Genomic DNA, 23,666 nt, shown 5'->3' on the forward strand with positions numbered 1-23,666 from the left:
ACCCACGGCCCGCGCGAGTGGGCCGTGCCACGCCTCCGGGACGTGAGCTGCCTGTGGTCGGCCCTCGCCCGTGGGCGCTCGTGCCCGCCATCGCCCCGCGATCGTAGACTGGGCTCGCCGAGGCGGACCCCCGCCCGCGCCCCGGCGCCGGCGACCGCCTGCGCACCCGTGACCTCGTGACGAACGGATTCGATCCCGCGATGACCGCGAACGACGCCCCCACCCCCGCGCCCGCCGACCGGCCCGGAGACCTCGACACCGTCGAGCTCGCCGCCAGCACCCCCGAGCAGGCCCAGCCGTTCGCCGAGCTCGGCCTGAAGGACGACGAGTACGCGAGCCTCCGCGAGATCCTCGGTCGCCGCCCCACCAACGCGGAGCTGGCCATGTACTCGGTGATGTGGTCCGAGCACTGCTCGTACAAGTCCTCCAAGAAGCACCTGAGCACCTTCGGCAAGCACACCACCGAGAAGATGCGCGAGAAGCTGCTGGTGGGCATGGGCGAGAACGCCGGCGTCGTGGACATCGGCGACGGCTGGGCGGTGACCTTCAAGGTCGAGTCCCACAACCACCCCTCCTACGTCGAGCCCTACCAGGGCGCCGCGACCGGTGTGGGCGGCATCGTCCGCGACATCATCGCGATGGGCGCGCGTCCGGTCGCCGTGATGGACCAGCTGCGCTTCGGCGCCATCGATCATCCCGACACCGCCCGCGTGGTCCACGGCGTGGTCTCCGGCGTGGGCGGCTACGGCAACTCCCTCGGCCTGCCCAACATCGGCGGCGAGACCGTCTTCGACGCCGCCTACCAGACGAACCCCCTGGTCAACGCTCTTGCCGTGGGCGTGCTGCGCCACGAGGACATCCACCTCGCCTCCGCCACCGGCGCGGGCAACAAGGTGGTGCTCTTCGGCGCGCGCACCGGGGGCGACGGCATCGGCGGCGCCTCGATCCTCGCCTCGGAGACCTTCGACGAGGGCGGTCCCGTGAAGCGTCCCAGCGTGCAGGTGGGCGACCCCTTCATGGAGAAGGTGCTCATCGAGTGCTGCCTGGAGCTGTACGCCGCGGAGACCGTCGAGGGCATCCAGGACCTCGGCGCCGCCGGCATCTCCTGCGCCACCAGCGAGCTCGCCGCCAACGGCGAGTCGGGAATGCACATCCACCTCGAGGACGTGCTGCTGCGCGATCCCACCCTGACCGCCGGCGAGATCCTCATGAGCGAGTCCCAGGAGCGCATGATGGCCGTGGTGAGCCCGCAGAAGCTCGCCGAGTTCGAGGCCATCGTCGCCAAGTGGGACGTCGAGGCCTCCGTGATCGGCGAGGTCACCGGCAACGGCCGCCTCACCATCGACCACTACGGACGCCGCATCGTCGACGTCGACCCCTCGACCGTCGCGATCGACGGCCCGGTCTACGACCGTCCCTTCGCCCGTCCGGACTGGCAGGACGCCCTCCAGGCCGACCGCGCCGAGGATCTGCCCCGCCCCGAGGGCGCCGAGGAGATCGCCCGCACGCTGCGCGAGCTCATCGCCTCCCCGAACCTCGCCTCCAAGGGCTGGGTCACCGACCAGTACGACCGCTACGTCGGCGGCAACACCGCGCTCGCGATGCCCGACGACGCCGGTGTGCTGCGGGTCGACGAGACGACCGGGCGCGGCGTCGCGATCGCGACCGACGCGAACGGCCGATACACCAAGCTCGATCCCCGCACCGGTGCCCAGCTCGCCCTCGCGGAGGCCTACCGGAACGTCGCCACCTCCGGCGCGGTGCCGTTGGCCATCACGGACTGCCTGAACTTCGGCTCCCCCGAGGATCCGGGCCCGATGTGGCAGCTGGTCGAGGCGATCGGCGGCCTCGCCGAGGCCTGCGAGACCCTCGGCGTGCCCGTCACCGGCGGCAACGTCTCGCTGTACAACTCCACGGGAGAGCCCGGGAAGATCGACTCCGCGATCCACCCCACCCCCGTGGTCGGCGTGCTCGGCGTGTTCGACGACGTCGCCCGACGCGTCGCCTCGGGCTGGCAGGAGGAGGGCCTGTCGGTGCTGCTGCTCGGCACCACCCGCGAGGAGCTCTCCGGCTCCGCCTGGGCCGACGTCGCGCACCGCCACCTCGGCGGACTGCCCCCGCAGGTCGACCTCGAGGCCGAGCGGTCGCTGGCCAGCGTACTCATCGCTGCCGCGGAGGAGGGCGTGGCGGCTGCCGCGCACGACCTCTCCGAGGGCGGTCTCGCCCAGGCCCTCGTCGAATCCGTGACCCGTTTCGGCACCGGCGCGCAGGTCGATCTCGCCGCGCTGCTCGAGCGGGACGGCGTGGACCTGTTCACCGCCCTGTTCTCCGAGTCCCAGGCCCGTGCACTGGTCGCCGTGCCGACCGAGCAGGCGGACCGCCTGGTGGCGCTGTGCGCCGAGCACGGGGTCCCCCAGCTGGAGCTGGGCACCACGATCGCGGACACCCTGGACATCCGGGGAGTGGGGGCCTTCGCGGTCTCCGAGCTGCGCACCCTGCGCGAGGGCACCCTGCCCCGCTACTTCGGCTGAGCCCCGGAGGAAGGGAGCCCCTGGCATGACCATCGCCGTCATCGGATCCAACATGGTGGATCTGATCTCCTACATCCACCGCATGCCCGCGGAGGGCGAGACCGTCGAGGCCCCGGAGTTCCGCATGGGCTGCGGCGGCAAGGGGGCCAACCAGGCCGTCGCCGCATCGCGCCTGGGCTCCGAGGTCGTGATGGTCTCCCGGGTGGGGAACGACGTCTTCGCCGAGACCACCCTGAAGAACTTCGAGGACAACGGGATCAGCACGACCCATGTGCTGCGCACCGAGGCCACCTCCGGAGTCGCCCCGATCTTCGTGGATCCCGATTCGCACAACTCGATCATCATCGTCAAGGGCGCCAATGCACTCCTGACGCCACAGGACGTCGAGGCCGCCCGCGAGGACATCGCCCGCTGCCGGCTCATCGTGCTGCAGCTGGAGATCCCGCTGGAGACCGTCTACGCCGCGATCGATCTCGGCCGGGAGCTGGGCATCCCGGTGCTGCTGAACCCGGCCCCGGCCTCTCCCGAGCTGGATCTGGCCCGGATCGCCGGCATCGAGTTCCTGGTCCCCAACGAGTCCGAGCTCGAGCTGCTCACCGGCATGCCCGCCTCCAGCCTCGAGGACATCACCAGGGCGACCGACGTGCTGCTCTCCGCCGGGATCACGAACGTCATCGTCACCCTCGGGTCGCGGGGCGCGCTCTGGGCGCATGCCGACGGTCAGGAGTTCGTCGACGCCCCGGCCGTCCAGGCGATCGACACCACGGGGGCGGGCGATGCCTTCATCGGCTGCTTCAGCAACGCCTGGGTGCGCTCGGGCGACGTGCTCGAGGCGATCCGGGCCGGCAGTGCGTACGCGTCGGACTCGGTGACGCGACCGGGCACGCAGACCTCCTACGCGTGGGCGGCGGACCTTCCTGCCCGGAGGGACGCGGCATCTGCGTGATGACGGGCTGACGCGGATGCTCCAGGTGCGCTCCGCGCCCCGACACCGGCGGCCCTCACCAGGGGCGAGGCTGGTGCCGGGGCCGGCCCTGCCTTAGTCCGCCGGGCGCGCGGGCAGGATCGCCCGTCCGGAGGCGACGGCGCGCCGCCGCACTCGCCGTGCCAGGTCCCGGGCGCGGCCGCCGGCCCGGGCGAGACCCGCGCCGTCCAGACGCTCGTGCACGGCGGCGAGCTCGGCACGGGTCTGTGCGAGCTCCTCGCGCAGGGTGCGCAGCTCCGCGAGCACCCGCTCCTCGCTGCGATCCAGGAGCGTCTCGGTGTTCTTCGACAGGAACATCGGCAGCCCGATGCCGTTCTCGCGCGTCCACTGCCGGAAGTAGCGCTCGCGCAGCTCGGCATCGTGATGCCGGTGCCCGTCGCTGAGCGCGTACATCGAATTGCTGCTCGTGCCGGTGGCGGTGGGCCGCTGGCGCCATTGGGCGAGCGGCCGGTCCAGGAAGCCGACGTCGTAGCGCTGCAGGAGAGCGAGGTGGAAGGCGTAGTCGCCGACGACCGGCAGCGACTCGTCGTACCCGCCGACGGTCTCGTGCACGCGCCGCCGGTGCAGCATCGAGATCGGCACGTTGCGGTTGACCGCGATGTAGTCCAGCAGCCGTGCGCCCTGCAGCTCCGGCCACGACAGGAAGGCGTCGTCCTCCACGAAGCCCGACGGCGTCTCGTGCTCGTGGACGATCAGGGTGCGCACCACGACCGCCTCCTGCTCGGGATGGGTCGCGAGATGCGCGAGCGTCTCCTGCAGGAAGGTCGCGTGCCAGGTGTCGTCGTCGTCATGGACCACGACGGTGGGCGCCGAGGTGGCGTCGAGACCCGCGTTGCTGGCCGCCTCCATCCCGGTGGACCGCTCTCGGTGCAGGACCTGGATGCGTCCGGCCGCCTCGCCGGAATACCGGGCGAGCACGTCGTCCACGGCCGCGCGATCGCCGGCGTCGTTGACGACCACCAGTTCCCAGTCCTGCCTGCTCTGGGCGAGGACGTCCTGGACGGCGCGATCGAGCATCCGAGCGCGGTCGCGGGTGCGCATGATGATCGAGGTCGACGCCGAGGAGGCCGGGGCGTCGACCGTCGTGGTCCACGGGCCGAGCGCGGCGCGCAGGGAGTCGTCCCAGCGCTGACGGGGCTCCAGCCCGGCGCCGACGGGATCGGTGCGGTCCAGAGCGGTGATGATCGAGTCCCGGCCGCCGTGTCCAGCTGCGACAGGGCCTGAGCCGACTGGTCCTCCGTCCGCAGGCGCACCGTCGGCGTCAGCCCCGCGGGCACGTGCCCCGCCGGCAGCCGACGCATGGAGCGCGCTCACCACGCGGTCCCACCAGCGCTCGGCGGCGTCGAGGAGCGCGGGGCGCGCGGCCGCGAGGCGCGCACGCTCCGCGTCCCGTCCGGCCACGAGCGCGTCGACCACCGGGCCGACCAATGCGGACGGGCCTGCCGTGGTGGGATCCCAGAGCGCTGCGAGCGGCACCGCTCCCCCGGCGATGCCCGCATTGCGCAGGGCCCCGTCCATCCGTGAGGCGCCGTAGCGGTTCAGCGGGAGGGCCAGCACCGAGGCACCGGCGGCGGTGCCGAAGACGACCGGGTGGAAGCGGGTGCTGAGCACCCAGGCGGCGCGCGTGGTCCGCGCGGCGGCTGCGGCGTCCAGCTCGATCGGATGCACCGTGGCGGGGAGCGCGAGCCGCTCGGCCACCTCGAGGTGCAGCTGCAGATCCCCGCCTCCGGAGTCGGGGTCGGCCATGTGCGGCACGAGCTCGACGCGCGCCCCCGTGCGCTCGGCCAGCGCCTCGATCACGGCGGTCGCCACCGCGATGTAGTCCTCGCGCGGGAGCGGGTCCCCGTCGCCGCCGAGGGTGACGCTGAGCAGCGACTCATCGAGCTCTGCCCCGTCCCCGGCCGCTTCCGTCGCACCGAGTCCCACGGCGTCGTCGAGAGTCTGCACCAGGGCGGGGTGCTCGGGTACGAGGGCGCGCGCGATGCGCACGCTGTGCGCGTCGCGCAGCCCCACCAGGTCGCACGCCAGCAGCAGCTCCCGCACGCTGCCGCGGTCGGTGTCGGTGAGCTCCGGGCCGAGGCTCTGGCCGCTGAGCACCACGGGCTTGCCGAGGCTCCGTGCGACCAGGGCCGTGGCCAGGCGCTCGTCGAGCAGCCAGCCGAAGCGGGAGGTGAGGCTCCCGCCACCGCCGATCACCACGGCATCCACGGCCGCCAGCTGCTCGATGATGCGGAACAGCTTGTCCTGCTCGGGCAGGGCGTCCGTCTCCCCCGCGAGCACGCGCCGGATCTCGTCGAGGTAGACGACCCGCGCATCGAGCGGCCAGGGGAAGGTGAGCGCCGGCATGCTCCGCTCCGGCGCCGACCCCCCGGGACCGTACTTCTCGTGGCGCGAGATCCGCACCACCTCATGCCCGCGGGACCGGAGGCGACGTGCGCTCATCGTCGCGATCGCCTCGTCCCCGACGTGGTAGACGGTCTGATCGACATCGCACAGCAGGGCGACCTTCACCGGCATCTCCTTCTCGGCAGGCCGACCTCCGCAGATGTCAGAGCCCGCGGTCCTTCATCCAACGGATCATGAATGCCGCCATCGCGTCACGGGCGATGGGAGCGGTCGGCCGGAAGGTTCCATCCTCCCAGCCGGTGGTGATCTCCCGATCAGCGAGCCACGTGATCTCCTTGGCGAACTGGTGGTTCGCCGGAACGTCCGAGAACGGGTTGGAGGTCTTCGTGGAGGTCGCCTTCGACGCACGGTACAGGAAAGCGGCGACCGCCCCGCGCTCGACGGAAGCCGTGGGACGGAACGTCCCGTCATCCCAGCCGCTGGTGATCTTCTGCGCGTGCGCCCAGGTGATCTCCTTGTAGAACTGGCGGCTGGGCGGCATGTCCGAGAAGGGGGACGTCTTCGGCGGCGTGAACGCCGGGCTGCCGAGAGCCCGGTACACGAACGCGACCATCGCGTCCCGCTGGATCTCCTCGAGCGGACGGTAGGTGCCGTCGTCCCAGCCGGTGGTGATCTTCCGGGAGGCCAGCTCCTCGATCTCGGCCCGGTACATCATCTCCGGAGGGACATCGATGAACCGGGAGTCGTGGAACACGACGGAGGCGGAGCCCGTCCTGACCGCTGCACCCTTCTCGAACTTCTGGGCGGTCTGCGTGCCGTGGGTGACGGCGGACGCGGAGGGACGGCCCCACGAGCTGCGCCACTGCGCGGAGAACGGCGTCGCGTAGCCGGACGCCTTGCCGCTGCCCTCCTGCAGCACCAGCCCCTTGGTGAGGATCGTGGCGTGGTAGCTGCCGGTGACGTGGTTGCTCTTGACGACCGTGCCGAGCTTCGAGGCGCCGCCGGCGCCCTCGAAGGCCCACAGGTGCTCCTTCCAGCCGCCGTCGAGGTAACCCTGCGCCTCCTTGCGGATGGTGCCGAACTGGTTGTACAGGTTCAGCCCGGGGCACTCGGTGTAGTTCACGTCGCGATGGCCCATCATCTTGGCCAGCGAGATCGTCTTCCCCGGGGTGAAGCGGGTGCCGCTGCCCGGCGTCCAGGAGGACTTCGCGGTGACCGAGGTCTGGAAGGTCGTCAGGAGCTTCCAGGCCACGAGGCGGCCGACGGCCTGACGCCCAGCGGCGGGCAGCGTGGTCGAGGAGTAGTCGCCCAGCACGGAGATCCCGAAGGAACCGGTGTTGAAGCCGTAGGCGTGGGCGCCGACGATGTTGCGGTGCAGACCGCCGCTGCGCCCCTCGAAGATCTGGCCGTACTTGTCGACCAGGATGTTGTAGCCGACGTCCGCCCAGCCCAGCGTGCCGGTGTGGTAGCTGAGGATGCCGCGCACGATCTGTGCGGACTCCGCCTTGGTGTAGCTGTTCGTGCCCGCCGTGTGGTGGATGATCACGGCCTTGACGGAGTCGGCGGCGCTCGTGCCGCGCACCGTCGACTCGTCCGCGCCCCACGAGGCGCGGGTGATGAACGAGGGCATGCCCGGGCCGAGTGTCGGGGTGGCCGGGTTCGCGGTGGCCGTGGCGGCCATCGTCGTCATCTGCTTCTGCTGGGTGACCGTCGCGTCCGGGCCGCTGAGCTCCGGAGCCTCCTCGTCCCTCGCCGCCGGCGAGGTGGTGACCACGTGCGCAGTGGTCTCCGTGCTGGCGTCGGCCCCGTCGATCTCCACGCGGAGCTGCAGGGCGGAGACCGCGCCGAGCCACGCCGCTTCGGTGCCCGACGCCTGATCCCCGGTCTCGGGGTCCTCAGCGGTCTCGAGCGGGAGCCAGTCGGTCCAGGTGCCGTCGGCCGTCAGACCGCGGGCACTGACCTCGCGCTCCTCGCTGCCCTCCGGCCAGGTCACACCCACCATGGTGGCGGGCTGCTCGGGCAGATCACGGGTGGTGACACCCTCGACGTCGAGGGTCTCGGCGTCGTCGAGCGGCACGTCGACCACGCGGGTGTCACCGTCTGCCACGGTCGGATCGGCGATCGCCGGGGCGGCGCTCAGCACGGCTGCGGTGCCGGGTACCGCTGCCGCGGTGGCGGCCAGCAGCGCACGACGGCTGAGGCCGTGCGCGGCCTCCCCGCCCGACATCGACGTGGGGACGGAGGGGGAGGTGGAGGGACGGCTGGTGCTGTCGGAGGCGGGGGGAAGGTGCCACGGGGACATGAGACTGCTCCGGTGCTCGGGGAAGGGATGCGCGGACGGACGGGGCCGTGGCCGAGACGATCCTGCGAGGCTGTTCGCGGCCGACGGGCACGTCGACACCCTCGAGCACCACCGGCGGGTCCCACGGGCCACAGTAGCGCAGGAGTCCCGTTCCGCTCCATGGACGGGCGTGACGCGCGGACGGCGGGCGTCGCTGTCCTCGTACGCGTGGCCCGCCCTCGTACGCGTCACCTGCCCTCGAAGGCGTCGCTGCTCTGGACGGCGTCGCCTGCGTTCGCGGGCGACACGCACAGACCGAGGGCGGGCCGTCGGGATCTCTCCCGTCGACCCGCCCTCGGCGTGGTGCGATTCCTGAGGCTCAGGCCTCGGGCTTCTCCTCGGCTGCGTCCTGCGAGCCCTCCGCGGACTCGACGGGAGCGGTCGCCTCGGCGGCGGCGGTGTCGTCAGCCTTGGACGCGTTCTTGGCGGCGCCCTCGGCCTCCTTCACCACGGCCTGCTTCGGGGAGTACTCCTCCTGGACGAGCTCGATGACCGCCATGGGGGCGTTGTCGCCCTTGCGGGGGGCCACCTTGGTGATGCGGGTGTAGCCGCCGGGGCGCTCCGAGAAGGTCGGGGCGATCTCCTCGAACAGCGCGTGCACGACGGAGCGGTCGCGGACGGTGCGCATGACACGACGACGCGAGGACAGGTCGCCCTTCTTCGCGAAGGTGACGAGGCGCTCGGCGTAGGGACGCAGGCGCTTGGCCTTGGTCTCCGTCGTGGTGATCGCCTTGTGGCGGAACAGCTCGGTGGCGAGGCCCGCGAGGATCATCCGCTCGTGAGCGGGGGATCCGCCGAGGCGCGCGCCCTTGGTGGGTGCAGGCATGGTCGTTCTCCTAGATAAAGATGAAGGTCAGTACTGGTCGCCGAAGTCGTCGGAGTAGGACTCCAGGGCCGAGGGGTCGAACCCGGCGGGGGAATCCTTCAGCGACAGTCCGAGCTCGGCGAGCTTCGCCTTGACCTCGTCGATGGACTTCTGCCCGAAGTTGCGGATATCGAGCAGGTCGGCCTCGGAACGGGCGGTCAGCTCACCGACGGTGTGCACGCCCTCGCGCATGAGGCAGTTGTACGACCGCACCGTGAGGTTGAGGTCGTTGATCGGCAGCGCCAGATCGGCAGCCAGCGCCTGATCGGTCGGCGACGGGCCGATCTCGATGCCCTCCGCCTCCTGGTTCAGCTCGTGGGCCAGGCCGAACAGCTCGACCAGGGTCTTGCCGGCGGAGGCCACCGCGTCACGCGGGGAGATGGCCGGCTTGGTCTCGACGTCGACGATGAGCTTGTCGAAGTCGGTGCGCTGCTCGACACGGGTCGCCTCGACCTTGTAGGTCACCTTGAGCACGGGCGAGTAGATCGAATCGACCGGCACGCGGCCGATCTCTCCGTCGACGCCCTTGTTCTGCGAGGCCGAGACGTAGCCGCGGCCACGCTCGACGATCAGCTCGATCTCCAGCCGACCCTTCTCGTTGAGGGTCGCGATGTGCAGATCGGGGTTGTGGATCTCCACACCGGCCGGCGGGGTGATGTCGGCGGCGGTCACGCGACCGGCATCCTCACGGCGCAGGTACATCACGACGGGCTCATCGTTCTCCGAGGAGACGACGAGGTTCTTGATGTTGAGGATGACCTCGGTGATGTCCTCCTTGAGACCGGGGACCGTGCTGAACTCGTGCAGCACACCGTCGATGCGGATCGAGGTGACCGCAGCGCCGGGGATGGAGGACAGCAGGGTGCGGCGCAGGGAGTTGCCGAGGGTGTAGCCGAAGCCCGGCTCGAGCGGCTCGATGACGAACCTGGAGCGGTTGTCCGACACGACCTCTTCGGTCAGCGTGGGGCGCTGTGCAATGAGCACTGTGGATCCTTTCCGCGAGCGTCCGCCATATGACGCTCAGAAGGGGGCGGTGGGCCTAGAGGGTGAGTGATGTCCAGGTGGTGCCGGGCGCAGCAGCGGCTGCGCCCGGCACCGGGGTCGGCCGGGATCGACAGGGGCCGGCCCCGTCGCGGCCGACGCGGTCAGACGCGGCGGCGCTTGGCCGGACGGGTGCCGTTGTGCGGCTGCGGGGTGACGTCCTGGATCGAACCGACCTCGAGGCCGGTCGCGGTCAGCGAGCGGATCGCGGTCTCACGGCCGGATCCGGGGCCCTTCACGAAGACGTCGACCTTCTTCATGCCGTGCTCCTGCGCCTGACGCGCGGCGGCCTCTGCGGCCATCTGGGCGGCGTAGGGCGTCGACTTGCGCGAGCCCTTGAAGCCGACCTGCCCGGCCGAGGCCCAGGAGATGACGGCACCGGTCGGGTCCGTGATGGACACGATGGTGTTGTTGAACGTGCTCTTGATGTGAGCCTGGCCGTTGACGATGTTCTTCTTGTCCTTGCGGCGCGGCTTGCGCGCAGCGGCCTGGCGGGTCGTGGATGCCATGCGGCGGAACTCCTCTGGTGGTGTGTGGGCGCCGAATCCCTCAGCGGCGCGAAGTGACTACGGGGGCGAGAGCCGACTCGGCTCGACGGCGGAGGCCGTCGATCAGCGAGTCTTCTTCTTCCCGGCGACGGTGCGCTTGGGGCCCTTGCGGGTGCGCGCATTGGTCTTCGTGCGCTGACCATGGACCGGGAGGCCACGACGGTGGCGCAGGCCCTGGTAGCTGCCGATCTCGACCTTGCGGCGGATGTCGGCTGCGACCTCACGTCGCAGATCGCCTTCGATCCGATAGTTCTCTTCGATGTGGTCGCGCAGCTTGACGAGCTCGTCGTCGGTCACCTCGCGCACGCGCTTGTCACCGGAGACGCCGGTTGCGGCCAGGGTCTCCAGGGCGCGGGTGCGTCCCACGCCGAAGATGTACGTCAGGGCGACTTCGAGGCGCTTTTCGCGCGGAAGGTCCACTCCCACCAGACGTGCCATGTGCAGATTCTCCTACTGTCTCGGAGGCCTGATCCGACACCCCGCCCGGGTCTGTTCCCTGGACGCCGCAGCCTCCGCGCTGCGGGTGTCCGGCCCGAGGGCCGGTGGTGCCGTCTCTTCTGTTGTGTGTCCGACGGATCGGACGATGCCCTGTATCGGGCTGCCGCCTCGTGGGCGGTCGTCACGGCAGCTGCCGGGATGCGCGGAGTGCTCCGCTCAGCCCTGGCGCTGCTTGTGACGCGGGTTCGAGCAGATCACCATGACTCGGGCGTGGCGACGAATCACCTTGCAGTTGTCACAGATCGGCTTGACGCTCGGCTTGACCTTCATAGCTTTCCTTCTCCCGGGACGATCACTTGTAGCGGTAGACGATGCGGCCCCGGTCGAGGTCGTAGGGGCTCAGCTCGACGACCACTCGGTCCTCGGGAAGGATACGGATGTAGTGCTGGCGCATCTTCCCGGAGATGTGCGCGAGCACCTTGTGGCCGTTGTCGAGCTCGACCCGGAAACGCGCATTCGCGAGCGCCTCCACAACTCGGCCCTCGACCTCGATCACGCCGTCCTTCTTCGCCATGCCTCCCCAATCTCTCGCCACCGGCGGACCGGGGGCTGAGTTCCGCATTCTCTGTCCATGCACACCGACCGTCGGGTGACGGTACGGTGGTCGACGAAGGTGGCGCCGGAGCGCGTCATCGGCGTGACAGATCGACCCGGCCAAGCCGGACGACGCCTCTGCACGACGGGACTGCAGACTGCGCACGACGAAGACACCGCGCACGGAGCACACCCAGTGGACGAGCCTACACGGACTGCTCCGCCACGGCCATCGATGCCGGGATGACGCCCATCACGTCACACCCGGGACGGGCTCGTCACGCGGCCAGCGGGTCCGGTGCGGCGGTGATGCCGCGTCGCGCGAGCTCGGCCGCGCCTCCGTCACCCTCGGTGAGCACGAGCAGCCCCTGGTCGGTGACCGCGGTCGAGTGCTCGCTGTGGGCCGCCCGACCGCCGCCGGTGGCGCGCACCGTCCAGTCGTCGTCCTCCAGCTCCCAGTCGCCGGAGCCCTGGATGAGCATCGGCTCGATCGCGAGGCACATGCCGGTGCGCACCTTGGGGCCGCGGGAGCGGGTCCTGTAGTTCATGACGTCCGGAGCCTGGTGCATGGCGGTGCCGATGCCGTGGCCCCCGAAGCCCTCGAGATGCGAGAGGGTCTCCCCCGCCTCCTGACCCACGAAGTCCTCGATCGCGGCGCTCACGTCGCCCACCCGCTGTGCGGCCGCCAGGGCGGCGATGCCGGCCCACAGGGCCTCGCGGGTGACGCGCACGAGCTCCTCGTCGGCCCGCGAGCGGGGCTCTCCCACGATGTGGGTGCGGGCCGAATCGGAATGCCAGCCGTCGATGATCAGGCCGCCGTCGATCGAGACGATGTCGCCCTCCTCGAGCGGGACGTCATCGGGGATGCCGTGCACGACGACGTCGTTGACGCTGATGCAGAGCGTCGCGGGGTATCCCTGGTAGCCCAGGAAGTTCGGGACGGCGCCCTCGTCCCGGATCATCTGGTGGGCGAGCGAGTCCAGCTGGTTCGTGGTGATGCCAGGCCGGATGCTCTCCGAGAGCATCTCGTGGACACGATGCAGCAGCAGGCCGCTGCGCCGCATCACGAGGATCTGCTCGGGAGTCTTCAGCTCCACCCGTTCAGGCAGCAGGCTCATCGGGCCCCGAGCGCGTCCTGCAGAGCCGCGGTCACCTCGTCGATGGAGGCCATGCCGTCCACCCGGCGCACCAGGCCCCGAGCGTCGTAGACGTCGATCAGCGGAGCGGTCTGCTCGCTGTACACCGAGAGACGATGACGGATCGTCTCCTCGGTGTCGTCGCTGCGTCCCTCGGCCTCGCCACGAGCGACGAGCCGCTCCACGACGGCCTCGGTCTCGACCACGAGCAGCAGGACTGCATCCAGGGACGTGCCCAGGGAGTCGAGCACCCCGTCCAGGGCCTCGACCTGATCGAGGGTGCGGGGGTAGCCGTCGAGCAGGAAACCGGCCGCGGCGTCGTCCTCCGCGAGGCGTGCGCGCACCATGTCGTTGGTGACGGAGTCCGGGACGTACTCGCCCTTGTCCATGTAGGACTTCGCGAGCACGCCGAGCTCGGTCTGCTGGGAGACGTTCGCACGGAAGATGTCACCGGTGGAGATCGCCGGGATCGACAGTGCGTCCGCCAGCCGCGCGGCCTGCGTGCCCTTGCCCGCTCCGGGCGGACCCACGATGAGCAGGCGTCGGGGGGCGCCCTCCCCCTGCGGGGCGGACGAGGCGGCGGAGTCGCTGGAGAGGTCGGGGCTGGTCACCGGAGGATCCCTTCGTAGTGGTGCTGCTGGAGCTTCGCGTCGATCTGCTTCACGGTGTCGAGGCCGACGCCGATGATGATCAGGAGGGACACCCCGCCGAGCGGGAAGTCCTGCGAGGCGCCCAGGAATGTGAGTGCGAGCAGCGGCATCAGCGAGATCACCGCGAGGTAGAGCGCGCCGGGGGTCTGGATCCGGTTGATCACGTAGCGCAGGTACCGCTCAGTGGGCTTGCCGGCACGGACGTTGGGCACGAATCCGCCGTACTTCTTCATGTTGTCGGCGATCTCCTCGGCGTTGAAGGTGATCGACGTGTAGAAGAAGGCGAAGAAGATGATCAGCGCCGAGTAGGAGAGCGCGTAGATCAGGGAGAACGACGAGCCCATCACCAGATTCTGGTTGATCCAGGCGACCCACGGGGCCTCCGGATCACCGAAGCCCGCGAGCATCTGCGGCAGCGAGAGGATCGAGGAGGCGAAGATGACGGGGATGACGCCGGCCTGGTTGACCTTGATCGGGATGTAGGTCGAGGTGCCGCCGTACATGCGTCGACCCACCATGCGCTTGGCGTACTGAACGGGGATGCGGCGCTGGGACTGCTCGACGAACACGACGCCGACCATCACCACGAGCGCGACGAGGAGCACCAGGGCGAACACCATCCAGCCCTGCAGCTGGAAGACCTGGGTCAGGGCGCCGGGGAACGAGGCGGCGATGGACGTGAAGATCATCAGCGACATGCCGTTGCCGATGCCGCGCTCGGTGATCATCTCGCCCATGAACATGATCAGCACGGTGCCGACGGTCATCGCGAGCACCATCAGCAGCAGGGTGGGGATCGACTGGTCCGGCACGAGGGGCAGGTTGCAGCCGACGAAGAAGTTGCCGGAGCGCACGAGCGTGATGATCGTGGTGGCCTGGAGCACGCCCAGGCCGATCGTCAGGTAGCGCGTGTACTGGGTGAGCTTCGCGGTGCCCGAGGCGCCTTCCTTGTGGAGGGCCTCGAAGCGCGGGATCACCACGCGCAGGAGCTGCACGATGATCGACGCCGTGATGTAGGGCATCACGCCGAGGGAGAAGACGGAGAGCTGCAGCAGAGCGCCGCCGGAGAACATGTTGATCATGCCCATCGCGGAAGCGCCCTGACCCGAGCTCGCCTGGTCGGAGCAGATCATCACGTTGGTGTAGTCGAATCCCGGAGTGGGGACGAAGACACCGAGGCGATAGATCGCGAGCAGGCCGAGCGTGAAGAGGATCTTCGCCCTCAGCTCGGGGGTGCGCAGCGCGCGCACGAACGAGTTCACGAGTTTCCCTCCTGGAGGTCCGGGGACAGGACCGTATAGGACGTCCCGGCCCGTCCCGGCGCGGCAGATGTTCTGCAGCTATCGGACCGGCCCCGATATGACGACGGGGCACCGCCGCACAGATTATTCTGCGCGACGGTGCCCCGTCAAAAGAGACTCACGCGGTGGTGACGGACCCGCCAGCCGCCGCGATCTTCTGCTCCGCCGAGGCGGAGAACTTCTGCGCGGTGATGTCGAGCTTGACGCTCACCTCGCCGGAACCCAGCACCTTGACGGGCTGGTTCTTGCGCACGGCGCCCTTGGCGACGAGATCCTCGACCGTGATGGAGCCGCCCTCGGGGAACAGCTCCTGCAGGGTCGCCAGGTTCACGACCTGGTACTCGACGCGGAAGGGGTTGGTGAAGCCGCGAAGCTTCGGGAGGCGCATATGCATAGGCATCTGGCCACCCTCGAAGCCGACGGGCACCTGGTAACGGGCCTTCGTGCCCTTGGTGCCGCGACCGGCGGTCTTGCCCTTGGAGGCCTCACCACGACCGACGCGCGTGCGCGCGGTCTTCGAACCCGGCGCGGGGCGCAGGTCGTGAAGCTTCAGAGGACTCTGGTTGGAATCAGTCATGAGAGTCAGTCCACCTCTTCGAACGTCACCAGATGGGTGACAGTGCGGACCATGCCGCGGATCTCAGGGCGATCTTCCTTCACCACCGTGTCACCGATGCGCTTGAGGCCGAGGCCCCGCAGGGTGGCGCGCTGGCTCTGGGAGCCGCCGATGTCGGAACGGACCTGGGTCACCTTGATCTGCATCAGGCACCCACCTTCGTGGCCCGAGCCGCTGCACGGCCCTCGGCCTGGGCCCGCAGGAGCGCAGCCGGAGCGACGTGCTCGACCGAGAGGCCACGACGTGCTGCCACGGCCTCCGGCTCCTCGAGCTGCTTCAGGGCATCGACGGTGGCCCGCACGATGTTGATCTGGTTCGTGGAGCCGAGCGACTTGGAGAGCACGTCGTGCACTCCGGCGCACTCGAGCACCGCACGGACCGGACCGCCGGCGATCACGCCGGTACCCGGAGCGGCGGGACGGAGCAGGACGACGCCTGCCGCATCCTCACCCTGGACGGGGTGCACGACGGTTCCCTGGATGCGCGGGACGCGGAAGAAGTTCTTCTTCGCCTCCTCGACACCCTTGGAGATCGCCGCGGGCACCTCCTTGGCCTTGCCGTAGCCGACGCCGACGGTGCCGTCGCCGTCACCCACCACCACGAGAGCGGTGAAGGAGAAACGACGGCCGCCCTTGACGACCTTCGACACGCGGTTGATGCTCACGACGCGCTCGAGGAATGCCGACTTCTCGGCGTCCTGTCCGCGGCCGCGGCCACCCTGACGGCCACCGCGGTCGCCGCCCTGGCGGCCTCCGCGGTCGTTGCTGGTGTTGGTGGTGTTGTCATCCCGCCGGCCGGAGGCCGCGGGACCGTTGTTCCGCTGCTGTGCAGCCATATCAGATCCTCTTCTCGTCCTGTGTCCCGGGGGCGATCACAGCGCCAGGCCGGCTTCGCGAGCGCCGTCGGCGACGGCTGCCACACGGCCGTGGTACTTGTTGCCGCCGCGGTCGAACACGACGGAGTCGATCCCGGCAGCCTTGGCACGCTCGGCGACGAGGGCGCCGACGCTGCGGGCCTTGTCGGTCTTGGGTGCCTCGGTGCCGCGCAGGTCGGCCTCCATGGTCGACGCCGACGCGATGGTCTTGCCCAGCGAGTCATCGACGATCTGGACGAAGACGTGGCGCGACGAGCGGGTGACCACCAGGCGCGGACGCACGGCGGTGCCGATGACACGGCGACGAACACGCAGGTGACGACGACCGCGCGAACGCAGCTTGCTGCCGACCTTGCCCTTGGTGTGCTTGAGTGCGTAACCCATGATCACTTACCAGCCTTTCCGGCCTTGCGCACCACGACTTCGTCCGCGTACCGCACGCCCTTGCCCTTGTAGGGCTCGGGCCGGCGGATCTTGCGGATGTTCGCGGCGACCTCGCCCACCTGCTGCTTGTCGATGCCGCTGACCGAGAACTTGGCCGGGGTATCGACGGTGAAGGTGATGCCCTCGGGCGCCTTCACCACGACAGGGTGGGAGAAACCGAGGGCGAACTCGAGGTCGGTGCCCTTCGCGGTCACACGGTAGCCCGTGCCCACGATCTCCAGCTTCTTGGTGTAGCCCTCGGTGACACCGAGGACCATGTTGTTGATGAGCGTGCGGGTGAGGCCGTGAAGGCTCCGGTTCTCACGCTCGTCGTCGGGGCGGCTGACGACGATGGAGCCGTCTTCCGCGCGCTCGACGGTCAGGGGCTCGGGCACGTAGTGCTTGAGCTCGCCCTTGGGACCGGTCACCGTGACGGTGCGGTCATCGATGGTGACGTTCTGGACAGTGGCCGGCACTGCGACCGGGAGGCGTCCGATGCGGGACATAGTTGTTTGCTCCTCTCCCGCTCACCAGATGTAGGCGAGGACTTCCCCACCCACACCCTTCGTGGCAGCCTGCTTGTCGGTCAGAAGGCCGGAGGACGTGGACAGGATCGCCACGCCCAGCCCGCCGAGGACCTTGGGCAGATTGGTGGACTTCGCGTATACACGCAGGCCGGGCTTCGAGATTCGACGAATCCCGGAGATGGCACGCTCACGGCTGTCGGAGTACTTGAGCTCGAGGACGAGCTTGCTGCCCACCTCGGCCTCTTCCTCGGTCCAACCGAGGATGTAGCCCTCAGCCTTCAGGATGTCCGCAATGCGGGCCTTCAACTTCGAGTACGGCATGGACGCGGTCTCGTGGAACGCCCCTGAGGCGTTCCTGATCCGCGTCAGCATGTCCGCGATCGGGTCGGTCATGGTCATGTCTGTTGCTTCTTCCTCACCTGGTTTCCCTCGGCATCATTGCTGTGCCTCGGGACCTCTGGCGGTAGTTCTTACCAGCTGCTCTTGGTCACGCCGGGGAGCTCACCGCGGTGAGCCATCTCGCGAAGGCAGACTCGGCAGAGCCCGAACTTGCGGTACACGGAATGCGGTCGACCGCAGCGCTGGCACCGGGTGTAGGCGCGGACGCCGAACTTCGGCTTGCGCTCCGACTTCTTGATCAGGGCTGTCTTCGCCATATCAGTTCTCCTTGAAGGGGAAGCCGAGCAGCTTCAGCAGCGCGCGTCCCTCGTCGTCGGTCTTCGCAGTGGTCACGACCGTGATGTCCATACCGCGGACGCGGTCGATCTTGTCCTGGTCGATCTCGTGGAACATGACCTGCTCCGTGAGACCGAAGGTGTAGTTGCCGTTGCCGTCGAAGTGCTTCGGCGACAGTCCGCGGAAATCGCGGATGCGCGGCAGCGCGGTCGACAGCAGACGGTCCAGGAACTCCCACATGCGAGCGTTGCGCAGGGTGACGTGCGCACCGATCGGCATGCCCTCACGCAGCTTGAACTGCGCGATGGACTTGCGGGCCTTGGTGACCTGGGGCTTCTGTCCGGTGATGTCCGCGAGATCGCGGATGGCACCGTCGATGACCTTGGAGTCGCGAGCGGCGTCGCCGACGCCCATGTTCACGACGATCTTGGTCAGCCCGGGGACCAGCATGACGTTCTGGTAACCGAACTGCTCGGTCAGCTCCGTCTTGATGGACTCGTTGTAGCGGGCCTTCAGACGCGGGGTGGGCGTCTGCGTGGCAGTGGTCTCTGACATCAGATGTCCTTCCCGGAGCGCTTGGCGAAGCGGACGCGCACCTGCTTGGAGCGGCCGTTCTCGAGCTCAACGGTCTCGACGCGGTAACCGATCTTGGTCGGCTTGTTGTCCTCCGGGTCGACCAGGGCCACGTTCGAGACGTGCAGAGGAGCCTCGCGCTGCTCGATGCCGCCCGCGCCTCCGGCCTGGTCCGCCTTGAGGTGGTGGGTGCGACGGTTGATGCCCTCGACGAGGACACGCTGGGTGTCGGGGAACACCTGCAGCACTCGACCCTGCTTGCCCTTGTCGCCGGCCTTGAGGCTGCGTGCGGCGGCCTTGTCGCCGTCGCTCGTGCGCCCCGTGATGACCTGGACGAGGTCGCCCTTCTTGATCTTCATCTTTGCCATATCACAGCACCTCCGGTGCCAGCGAGATGATCTTCATGAAGCGCTTGTCGCGCAGCTCGCGACCGACCGGGCCGAAGATGCGCGTACCGCGGGGCTCCCCGTCGGCCTTGAGGATCACCGCTGCATTCTCATCGAAGCGGATGTAGGAACCGTCGACGCGACGACGCTCCTTGGACGTGCGGACGACGACAGCCTTGATGATGTCGCCCTTCTTGACGTTGCCACCGGGGATGGCGTCCTTGACGGTCGCCACGATGGTGTCGCCGATGCTGGCGTAACGGCGACCGGAGCCACCGAGAACGCGGATGCACAGAATCTCCTTGGCACCCGTGTTGTCGGCGACCTTCAGTCGCGACTCCTGCTGAATCACTCGTTCTCCTATCGTCTCACCGGTTCTCTTCCCGCCCGCGGGAGCGAGCCGGCCGAGCCTTGCGGAACGGAATGTGGACCATGCCCGATATCGCCGCTGGTCGCAGCTGCGACCTCTGGCGTCACCGCCGACGGGTCCCGGGCACCAAAAAACCCTCTGCCGGACTCAAGCACTAGCGTGGAGAACGCGGAACGTTCGCTGTCTCGTGCAAGGTCTCCGGCGAGGATGGATCTGGTGCTACCGGATCCTGTCACGGACGTCCGTCCTCTCACACCGCAGGGGCGCATGGGGACAGTCGTCCGGCAACTGCTCAAGACTACGCGCTACCACGCTGCGGTGTCACCCCGCGAAGGACAAGAAGCGGGTGTGTCCTTGCTCTCCTGGCCCGCACTCCCGATAGAACGTCCCGCCGAGAGGGAGCGGGAGAGGACGGCTCTGCGACGGCAGCGCCCATCCGTTCGGCGCAGCGCCGAGGGGCACCCCTAGACTCGACGCATGATCGACATCGACGTCGCCCGACGGCTCCAGCATGCAGGACTTCCATGGTTCCCCGCGGAGGGGGATCTGTTCGCGATCGACACCGAGCAGCTGCGCGACGAGGCGTTCATGCTCTCGTCGATGGTGATCGAGTCCGCCGAGGGGCGTTCCGGGCAGAAGATCTTCCGCTTCAACGGCACCACGGAATGGGCACTGGACTCCGTGGAGCAGCACGAGGCCCTCTGGATCCCCCGCGAGGAGCAGCTGCGTGACGCGCTCGGCACGGACTTCGTCTCCCTGCGGCGCGAGCAGGACGGCGGCTTCGTCGTCTCCGCTGTCCTCGACCCCCGGGGCGAGGTCCAGGAGGTGCGGGCGCCCCACGCGGAGGACGCCTACGCCGGCGCCCTGCTGATGCGGCTCACCGCAGACGGTCCGCAGAGCGCGGAGCCCTCCCCCACCTCCGGCGACCAGTAGCCGCTCGCAGACAAGAAGGGCCGGCCCTCCCTGTGGGAGGACCGGCCCTTCTCAGATTCCAGCTGCGGTCACGAGGACCGCTGGATCACTTGGCGCGCTCGAGGATCTCCGCCAGACGCCACCGCTTGGAAGCGGAGGTCGGACGGGTCTCCATGATGAGGACACGGTCGCCGATGCCGGCGGTGTTCTCCTCGTCGTGGGCCTTGAACTTGCTGGTCTTGGTCGTGACCTTGCCGTAGCGAGCGTGCTTCACACGCTCCTCGACCTCGACGACGATCGTCTTCTCCATCTTGTCGGAGACCACGAAGCCGCGAACGGTCTTGCGGTAGGGACGCTCCTGGGAGGACGCGTGAGCGCCTTCCTTGTCGAGCTCCTCGACGGCCGGGGACTCGGCCTTGCTGTTCTCAGTCATCTCTGTTCCTCGCTTCGCGGTCACTCGGCGGAGCCGGGGGCCTGACGGATGCCCAGCTCGCGCTCGCGCAGGATCGTGTAGATCCGTGCGATGTCCTTCTTGACGGACCGCAGGCGGCCGGAGCTTTCGAGCTGACCGGTAGCGGACTGGAAACGAAGCTTGAACAGCTCGTCCTTGGCCTTGGCCAGTTCTTCGGCAAGCTTGAGGTCGTCCAGCTTGTCGATCTCCTCGGCGGTGAGCTTGGTCGCTGCCATCAGATGTCACCACCCTCTCGGCTCAGAATGCGGCACTTCATGGGGAGCTTGTGCATCGCAAGGCGCAGGGCCTCACGAGCAACGTCCTCGTCGACACCGGCGATCTCGAACATGACCCGTCCCGGCTTGATGTTGGCGATCCACCACTCCACAGAGCCCTTACCGGAGCCCATGCGGACCTCGGCAGGCTTCTTGGTGAGGGGTCGATCGGGGTAGATGTTGATGAACACCTTGCCGCCACGCTTCATGTAGCGGGTCATGGCGATACGTGCAGCCTCGATCTGACGGTTGGTGACGTAGGCAGGCGCGAGCGCCTGGATGCCGTAGTCGCCGAACGCGAGCTCGGTGCCGCCCTTGGCCATGCCGCTGCGGGTCGGGTGGTGCTGCTTGCGGTGCTTGGTCCTGCGGGGGATCAGCATGTCGCTCAGGCCTCCGTTCCGGACTGCTGTGCGGGAGCGGACGCGGTCTGCTCGGCGGGAGCGGCGCTCTGCGGTGCAGAGTCCGTGTTCTCCCGACGCGCGGAGGCGTTGCGCTCGTTACGACGGCCACGGGGGCGCTCGGCACGAGGACCACGGCCGCCGGAGCGGGGACCCTGCGAGGCGGCCTGCTGAGCCGCGAGCTCCTTGGCGGTGACGTCGCCCTTGTAGATCCACACCTTCACGCCGATACGGCCGAAGGCGGTGCGGGCCTCGTAGAAGCCATAGTCGATGTTCGCGCGAAGGGTGTGCAGCGGCACGCGACCCTCGCGGTAGAACTCGTTACGGCTCATCTCGGCGCCACCGAGGCGACCGGAGACGGCCACTCGGATGCCCTTCGCGCCGGCACGCTGGGCGGACTGCATGCCCTTGCGCATCGCACGACGGAAGGAGACACGGGCGGCGAGCTGCTCGGCGATGCCCTGTGCGACCAGCTGAGAGTCGGCCTCGGGGTTCTTGACCTCGAGGATGTTCAGCTGGATCTGCTTGCCGGTGAGCTTCTCCAGTGCTCCGCGCAGACGCTCGGCCTCTGCACCACGACGCCCGATGACGATGCCCGGGCGGGCGGTGTGGAGGTCGACGCGGACGCGGTCACGGGTGCGCTCGATCTCGATCTTGGAGATGCCGGCCCGCTCCATGCCCTTGGACATGAGTTCGCGGATCGCGACGTCTTCCTTCACGTAGTCGCGGTAGCGCTGACCCTCCTTGGAGGAATCGGCGAACCAACGGCTCGTGTGCTCCGTCGTGATCCCGAGACGGAACCCGTTCGGATTGACCTTCTGGCCCATTCGGGACTCCTTACTTGTTCACGGGAGCGACGACCACGGTGACGTGGCTGCTGCGCTTCTTGATCTGGAAGGCTCGACCCTGTGCACGCGGCTGGAACCGCTTCATGGTCGGACCCTCATCGACGAAGGCGGCGGAGATGGCGAGTTCGCGCTCATCGAAGCGCTCCCCTGCCTGATCTGCCTTCACCCGCGCGTTGGCGATCGCGGACTCGACGAGCTTGAGGACGGACTCACTGGCGGACTGCGGAGCGAACCGCAGAATGTCCAGGGCCTCGGCCGTGCTCTTGCCACGAATCAGGTCCACAACGCGGCGAGCCTTCATGGGCGACATGCGGAGATGCCGCACCTGCGCCTTGGCTTCCATTGCTGTCCTGCTTTCTTCTGGGTGTCGGGACGTGCTGCCGTGCTGACTCGAGGTCAGCGACGACGGCCCTTTCTGTCGTCCTTCTCGTGGCCCTTGAAAGTCCGCGTGGGAGCGAACTCGCCGAGCTTGTGGCCGACCATCGACTCGGTGATGAACACCGTGACGTGCTTGCGGCCGTCGTGCACTGCGAAGGTGTGGCCGAGGAAGTCCGGGGTGACCACCGAACGACGCGACCAGGTCTTGATGAGATTCTTGGTGCCCTTTTCGTTCTGGACATCGACCTTCTTCTGAAGGTGATCGTCCACGAAGGGGCCCTTGGCGATACTGCGAGGCATTGTCTCTGCTTCTCCCTATCAGCGCTTCTTGCCGGTCCGACGACGGCGCACGATGAGCTTGTCGCTCTCCTTGCCCGGCCGACGGGTGCGGCCCTCGGGCTGACCCCAGGGCGAAACCGGATGGCGACCACCGGAGGTACGGCCTTCGCCGCCACCATGGGGGTGATCGACGGGGTTCATGACCACGCCGCGCACGTGAGGGCGCTTGCCCTTCCAGCGCATGCGGCCGGCCTTGCCCCAGTTGATGTTGGACTGCTCGGCGTTGCCCACCTCGCCGATGGTCGCGCGGCAGCGCGCATCGACGTTGCGGATCTCCCCGGAGGGCATGCGCAGCTGCGCATGCTGACCCTCCTTGGCGACCAGCTGCACGGAGGCGCCGGCGCTGCGGGCGATCTTGGCGCCGCCACCGGGCCGGAGCTCGATCGCGTGCACCACGGTGCCCAGGGGGATGTTGCGCAGCGGCAGGTTGTTGCCGGGCTTGATGTCCGCGCCCGGACCGTTCTCGATCCAGTCGCCCTGGCGCAGCTTGGCCGGAGCGAGGATGTAACGCTTCTCGCCGTCGACGTAGTGCAGCAGCGCGATGCGCGCGGTGCGGTTGGGGTCGTACTCGATGTGAGCGACCTTCGCGTTGATGCCGTCCTTGTCGTGACGACGGAAGTCGATCACGCGGTAGGCACGCTTGTGGCCGCCGCCCCGGTGACGGGACGTGATACGGCCGTTGCTGTTGCGACCGCCGGACTTGGACAGCGGTCGGACCAGCGTCTTCTCCGGCGTGGACCGGGTGACCTCGACGAAGTCGGCGCCACTCGAGCCGCGACGACCGGGGGTGGTCGGCTTGCTCTTACGAATTGCCATGTGGGTTTCCCTCAGACTCTCTTCGGCTC

The 23,666-nt window shown here is 68.7% G+C and carries 31 protein-coding genes; 3 read left to right on the top strand and 28 right to left on the bottom strand.

What is annotated here, in order from left to right; genetic code table 11:
* Nucleotides 1-200: 200 nt before the first annotated feature.
* Together purL and rbsK are read left to right on the top strand one after the other, a co-directional pair.
* Nucleotides 201-2,531, top strand: a complete 2,331-nt coding sequence (gene purL / locus CIK71_RS00630; protein WP_096163259.1) for a phosphoribosylformylglycinamidine synthase subunit PurL — start codon at nucleotides 201-203, stop codon at nucleotides 2,529-2,531.
* Between the two features lie 25 nt (nucleotides 2,532-2,556).
* Nucleotides 2,557-3,477 carry a ribokinase gene (gene rbsK, locus CIK71_RS00635; protein ID WP_096163260.1) on the top strand — a complete coding sequence of 307 codons (921 nt, stop codon included), beginning with the start codon at nucleotides 2,557-2,559 and terminating at the stop codon, nucleotides 3,475-3,477.
* A gap of 93 nt (nucleotides 3,478-3,570) precedes the next feature.
* Here the strand turns inward: rbsK and CIK71_RS00640 are convergent, their stop codons facing one another.
* The 21 genes from CIK71_RS00640 to rplN all read right to left on the bottom strand — a co-directional run bounded on the left by CIK71_RS00640 (nucleotide 3,571) and on the right by rplN (nucleotide 19,202).
* Nucleotides 3,571-6,027 carry a polysaccharide pyruvyl transferase family protein gene (locus CIK71_RS00640; protein WP_158542028.1) on the bottom strand — a complete coding sequence of 819 codons (2,457 nt, stop codon included), beginning with the start codon at nucleotides 6,025-6,027 and terminating at the stop codon, nucleotides 3,571-3,573.
* Nucleotides 6,028-6,064: 37 nt separating this feature from the next.
* Nucleotides 6,065-8,164, bottom strand: a complete 2,100-nt coding sequence (locus tag CIK71_RS00645; RefSeq protein ID WP_096163262.1) for an S-layer homology domain-containing protein — start codon at nucleotides 8,162-8,164, stop codon at nucleotides 6,065-6,067.
* Nucleotides 8,165-8,522: 358 nt separating this feature from the next.
* Entirely contained in the window at nucleotides 8,523-9,029 is a 507-nt protein-coding gene (rplQ, locus tag CIK71_RS00650; protein ID WP_096163263.1) for a 50S ribosomal protein L17, read from the bottom strand.
* 27 nt (nucleotides 9,030-9,056) lie between these two features.
* The gene (locus CIK71_RS00655) at nucleotides 9,057-10,052 is read right to left on the bottom strand and encodes a DNA-directed RNA polymerase subunit alpha (RefSeq protein ID WP_096163264.1); all 996 of its coding nucleotides are present in this window, start codon (nucleotides 10,050-10,052) and stop codon (nucleotides 9,057-9,059) included.
* Nucleotides 10,053-10,213: 161 nt separating this feature from the next.
* Nucleotides 10,214-10,618, bottom strand: coding sequence for a 30S ribosomal protein S11 (gene rpsK / locus CIK71_RS00660; RefSeq protein WP_096163265.1), 405 nt, complete (start codon nucleotides 10,616-10,618; stop codon nucleotides 10,214-10,216).
* Nucleotides 10,619-10,720: 102 nt separating this feature from the next.
* Nucleotides 10,721-11,095: a 30S ribosomal protein S13 gene (gene rpsM, locus CIK71_RS00665; protein WP_096163266.1), complete on the bottom strand. Its 375-nt coding sequence runs from the start codon at nucleotides 11,093-11,095 to the stop codon at nucleotides 10,721-10,723.
* 216 nt (nucleotides 11,096-11,311) lie between these two features.
* Nucleotides 11,312-11,425, bottom strand: coding sequence for a 50S ribosomal protein L36 (rpmJ, locus tag CIK71_RS00670; protein WP_015776353.1), 114 nt, complete (start codon nucleotides 11,423-11,425; stop codon nucleotides 11,312-11,314).
* A 22-nt stretch (nucleotides 11,426-11,447) separates the two neighbouring features.
* Nucleotides 11,448-11,669, bottom strand: coding sequence for a translation initiation factor IF-1 (gene infA, locus CIK71_RS00675; protein ID WP_096163267.1), 222 nt, complete (start codon nucleotides 11,667-11,669; stop codon nucleotides 11,448-11,450).
* Between the two features lie 298 nt (nucleotides 11,670-11,967).
* Nucleotides 11,968-12,807: a type I methionyl aminopeptidase gene (gene map / locus CIK71_RS00680; protein ID WP_096163268.1), complete on the bottom strand. Its 840-nt coding sequence runs from the start codon at nucleotides 12,805-12,807 to the stop codon at nucleotides 11,968-11,970.
* Nucleotides 12,804-13,364 carry an adenylate kinase gene (locus CIK71_RS00685; RefSeq protein ID WP_377805716.1) on the bottom strand — a complete coding sequence of 187 codons (561 nt, stop codon included), beginning with the start codon at nucleotides 13,362-13,364 and terminating at the stop codon, nucleotides 12,804-12,806. Before CIK71_RS00685 ends, map begins: the two co-directional genes overlap by 4 nt.
* Nucleotides 13,365-13,432: 68 nt before the next feature.
* The gene (gene secY / locus CIK71_RS00690; RefSeq protein WP_096163270.1) at nucleotides 13,433-14,737 is read right to left on the bottom strand and encodes a preprotein translocase subunit SecY; all 1,305 of its coding nucleotides are present in this window, start codon (nucleotides 14,735-14,737) and stop codon (nucleotides 13,433-13,435) included.
* A gap of 157 nt (nucleotides 14,738-14,894) precedes the next feature.
* On the bottom strand, nucleotides 14,895-15,353 hold the full coding sequence (rplO, locus tag CIK71_RS00695) for a 50S ribosomal protein L15 (RefSeq protein ID WP_096163271.1): 459 nt from the start codon (nucleotides 15,351-15,353) through the stop codon (nucleotides 14,895-14,897).
* Between the two features lie 5 nt (nucleotides 15,354-15,358).
* On the bottom strand, nucleotides 15,359-15,541 hold the full coding sequence (rpmD, locus tag CIK71_RS00700; RefSeq protein ID WP_158542032.1) for a 50S ribosomal protein L30: 183 nt from the start codon (nucleotides 15,539-15,541) through the stop codon (nucleotides 15,359-15,361).
* The gene (rpsE, locus tag CIK71_RS00705; protein WP_096163273.1) at nucleotides 15,538-16,227 is read right to left on the bottom strand and encodes a 30S ribosomal protein S5; all 690 of its coding nucleotides are present in this window, start codon (nucleotides 16,225-16,227) and stop codon (nucleotides 15,538-15,540) included. The genes rpmD and rpsE overlap by 4 nt, the downstream gene beginning before the upstream one ends.
* A gap of 36 nt (nucleotides 16,228-16,263) precedes the next feature.
* The gene (gene rplR, locus CIK71_RS00710; RefSeq protein WP_096163383.1) at nucleotides 16,264-16,650 is read right to left on the bottom strand and encodes a 50S ribosomal protein L18; all 387 of its coding nucleotides are present in this window, start codon (nucleotides 16,648-16,650) and stop codon (nucleotides 16,264-16,266) included.
* Between the two features lie 2 nt (nucleotides 16,651-16,652).
* Nucleotides 16,653-17,195 (bottom strand): 50S ribosomal protein L6, encoded by a 543-nt coding sequence (gene rplF, locus CIK71_RS00715; protein WP_096163274.1) that lies wholly within the window; start codon nucleotides 17,193-17,195, stop codon nucleotides 16,653-16,655.
* Nucleotides 17,196-17,216: 21 nt separating this feature from the next.
* Nucleotides 17,217-17,615 carry a 30S ribosomal protein S8 gene (gene rpsH, locus CIK71_RS00720; protein WP_096163275.1) on the bottom strand — a complete coding sequence of 133 codons (399 nt, stop codon included), beginning with the start codon at nucleotides 17,613-17,615 and terminating at the stop codon, nucleotides 17,217-17,219.
* A 71-nt stretch (nucleotides 17,616-17,686) separates the two neighbouring features.
* Complete coding sequence (locus CIK71_RS00725; protein WP_096163276.1) at nucleotides 17,687-17,872, bottom strand: type Z 30S ribosomal protein S14; 186 nt, start codon at nucleotides 17,870-17,872, stop codon at nucleotides 17,687-17,689.
* A 1-nt stretch (nucleotide 17,873) separates the two neighbouring features.
* Entirely contained in the window at nucleotides 17,874-18,446 is a 573-nt protein-coding gene (gene rplE, locus CIK71_RS00730; protein WP_096163277.1) for a 50S ribosomal protein L5, read from the bottom strand.
* Nucleotides 18,446-18,832 (bottom strand): 50S ribosomal protein L24, encoded by a 387-nt coding sequence (rplX, locus tag CIK71_RS00735; protein ID WP_096163278.1) that lies wholly within the window; start codon nucleotides 18,830-18,832, stop codon nucleotides 18,446-18,448. The genes rplE and rplX overlap by 1 nt, the downstream gene beginning before the upstream one ends.
* Before the next feature lies 1 nt (nucleotide 18,833).
* Nucleotides 18,834-19,202, bottom strand: a complete 369-nt coding sequence (gene rplN, locus CIK71_RS00740) for a 50S ribosomal protein L14 (protein ID WP_096163279.1) — start codon at nucleotides 19,200-19,202, stop codon at nucleotides 18,834-18,836.
* 495 nt (nucleotides 19,203-19,697) lie between these two features.
* On the opposite strand from rplN, the gene CIK71_RS00745 reads away from it, so the two are divergent.
* Entirely contained in the window at nucleotides 19,698-20,153 is a 456-nt protein-coding gene (locus CIK71_RS00745; RefSeq protein ID WP_096163280.1) for a hypothetical protein, read from the top strand.
* Nucleotides 20,154-20,238: 85 nt separating this feature from the next.
* Here the strand turns inward: CIK71_RS00745 and rpsQ are convergent, their stop codons facing one another.
* Genes rpsQ through rplB form a run of 7 tightly spaced genes read right to left on the bottom strand, consistent with a single transcriptional unit; the run spans nucleotide 20,239 to nucleotide 23,637 of the window.
* Nucleotides 20,239-20,565 (bottom strand): 30S ribosomal protein S17, encoded by a 327-nt coding sequence (rpsQ, locus tag CIK71_RS00750; RefSeq protein ID WP_096163281.1) that lies wholly within the window; start codon nucleotides 20,563-20,565, stop codon nucleotides 20,239-20,241.
* A 20-nt stretch (nucleotides 20,566-20,585) separates the two neighbouring features.
* Nucleotides 20,586-20,819 (bottom strand): 50S ribosomal protein L29, encoded by a 234-nt coding sequence (rpmC, locus tag CIK71_RS00755; protein ID WP_096163282.1) that lies wholly within the window; start codon nucleotides 20,817-20,819, stop codon nucleotides 20,586-20,588.
* Nucleotides 20,819-21,238: a 50S ribosomal protein L16 gene (gene rplP / locus CIK71_RS00760; RefSeq protein ID WP_096163283.1), complete on the bottom strand. Its 420-nt coding sequence runs from the start codon at nucleotides 21,236-21,238 to the stop codon at nucleotides 20,819-20,821. Before rplP ends, rpmC begins: the two co-directional genes overlap by 1 nt.
* 5 nt (nucleotides 21,239-21,243) lie before the next feature.
* Nucleotides 21,244-22,083, bottom strand: a complete 840-nt coding sequence (gene rpsC, locus CIK71_RS00765; RefSeq protein ID WP_096163284.1) for a 30S ribosomal protein S3 — start codon at nucleotides 22,081-22,083, stop codon at nucleotides 21,244-21,246.
* Nucleotides 22,084-22,093: 10 nt separating this feature from the next.
* A complete protein-coding gene (rplV, locus tag CIK71_RS00770) occupies nucleotides 22,094-22,447 on the bottom strand; it encodes a 50S ribosomal protein L22 (RefSeq protein ID WP_096163285.1) in 354 nt (117 codons plus the stop codon).
* A gap of 53 nt (nucleotides 22,448-22,500) precedes the next feature.
* Complete coding sequence (gene rpsS, locus CIK71_RS00775; protein ID WP_096163286.1) at nucleotides 22,501-22,782, bottom strand: 30S ribosomal protein S19; 282 nt, start codon at nucleotides 22,780-22,782, stop codon at nucleotides 22,501-22,503.
* An 18-nt stretch (nucleotides 22,783-22,800) separates the two neighbouring features.
* A complete protein-coding gene (gene rplB, locus CIK71_RS00780; protein ID WP_096163287.1) occupies nucleotides 22,801-23,637 on the bottom strand; it encodes a 50S ribosomal protein L2 in 837 nt (278 codons plus the stop codon).
* Between the last annotated feature and the right edge of the window lie 29 nt (nucleotides 23,638-23,666).

Source organism: Brachybacterium alimentarium (assembly GCF_002332425.1).
Classification (GTDB): Bacteria; Actinomycetota; Actinomycetes; order Actinomycetales; family Dermabacteraceae; genus Brachybacterium; species Brachybacterium alimentarium.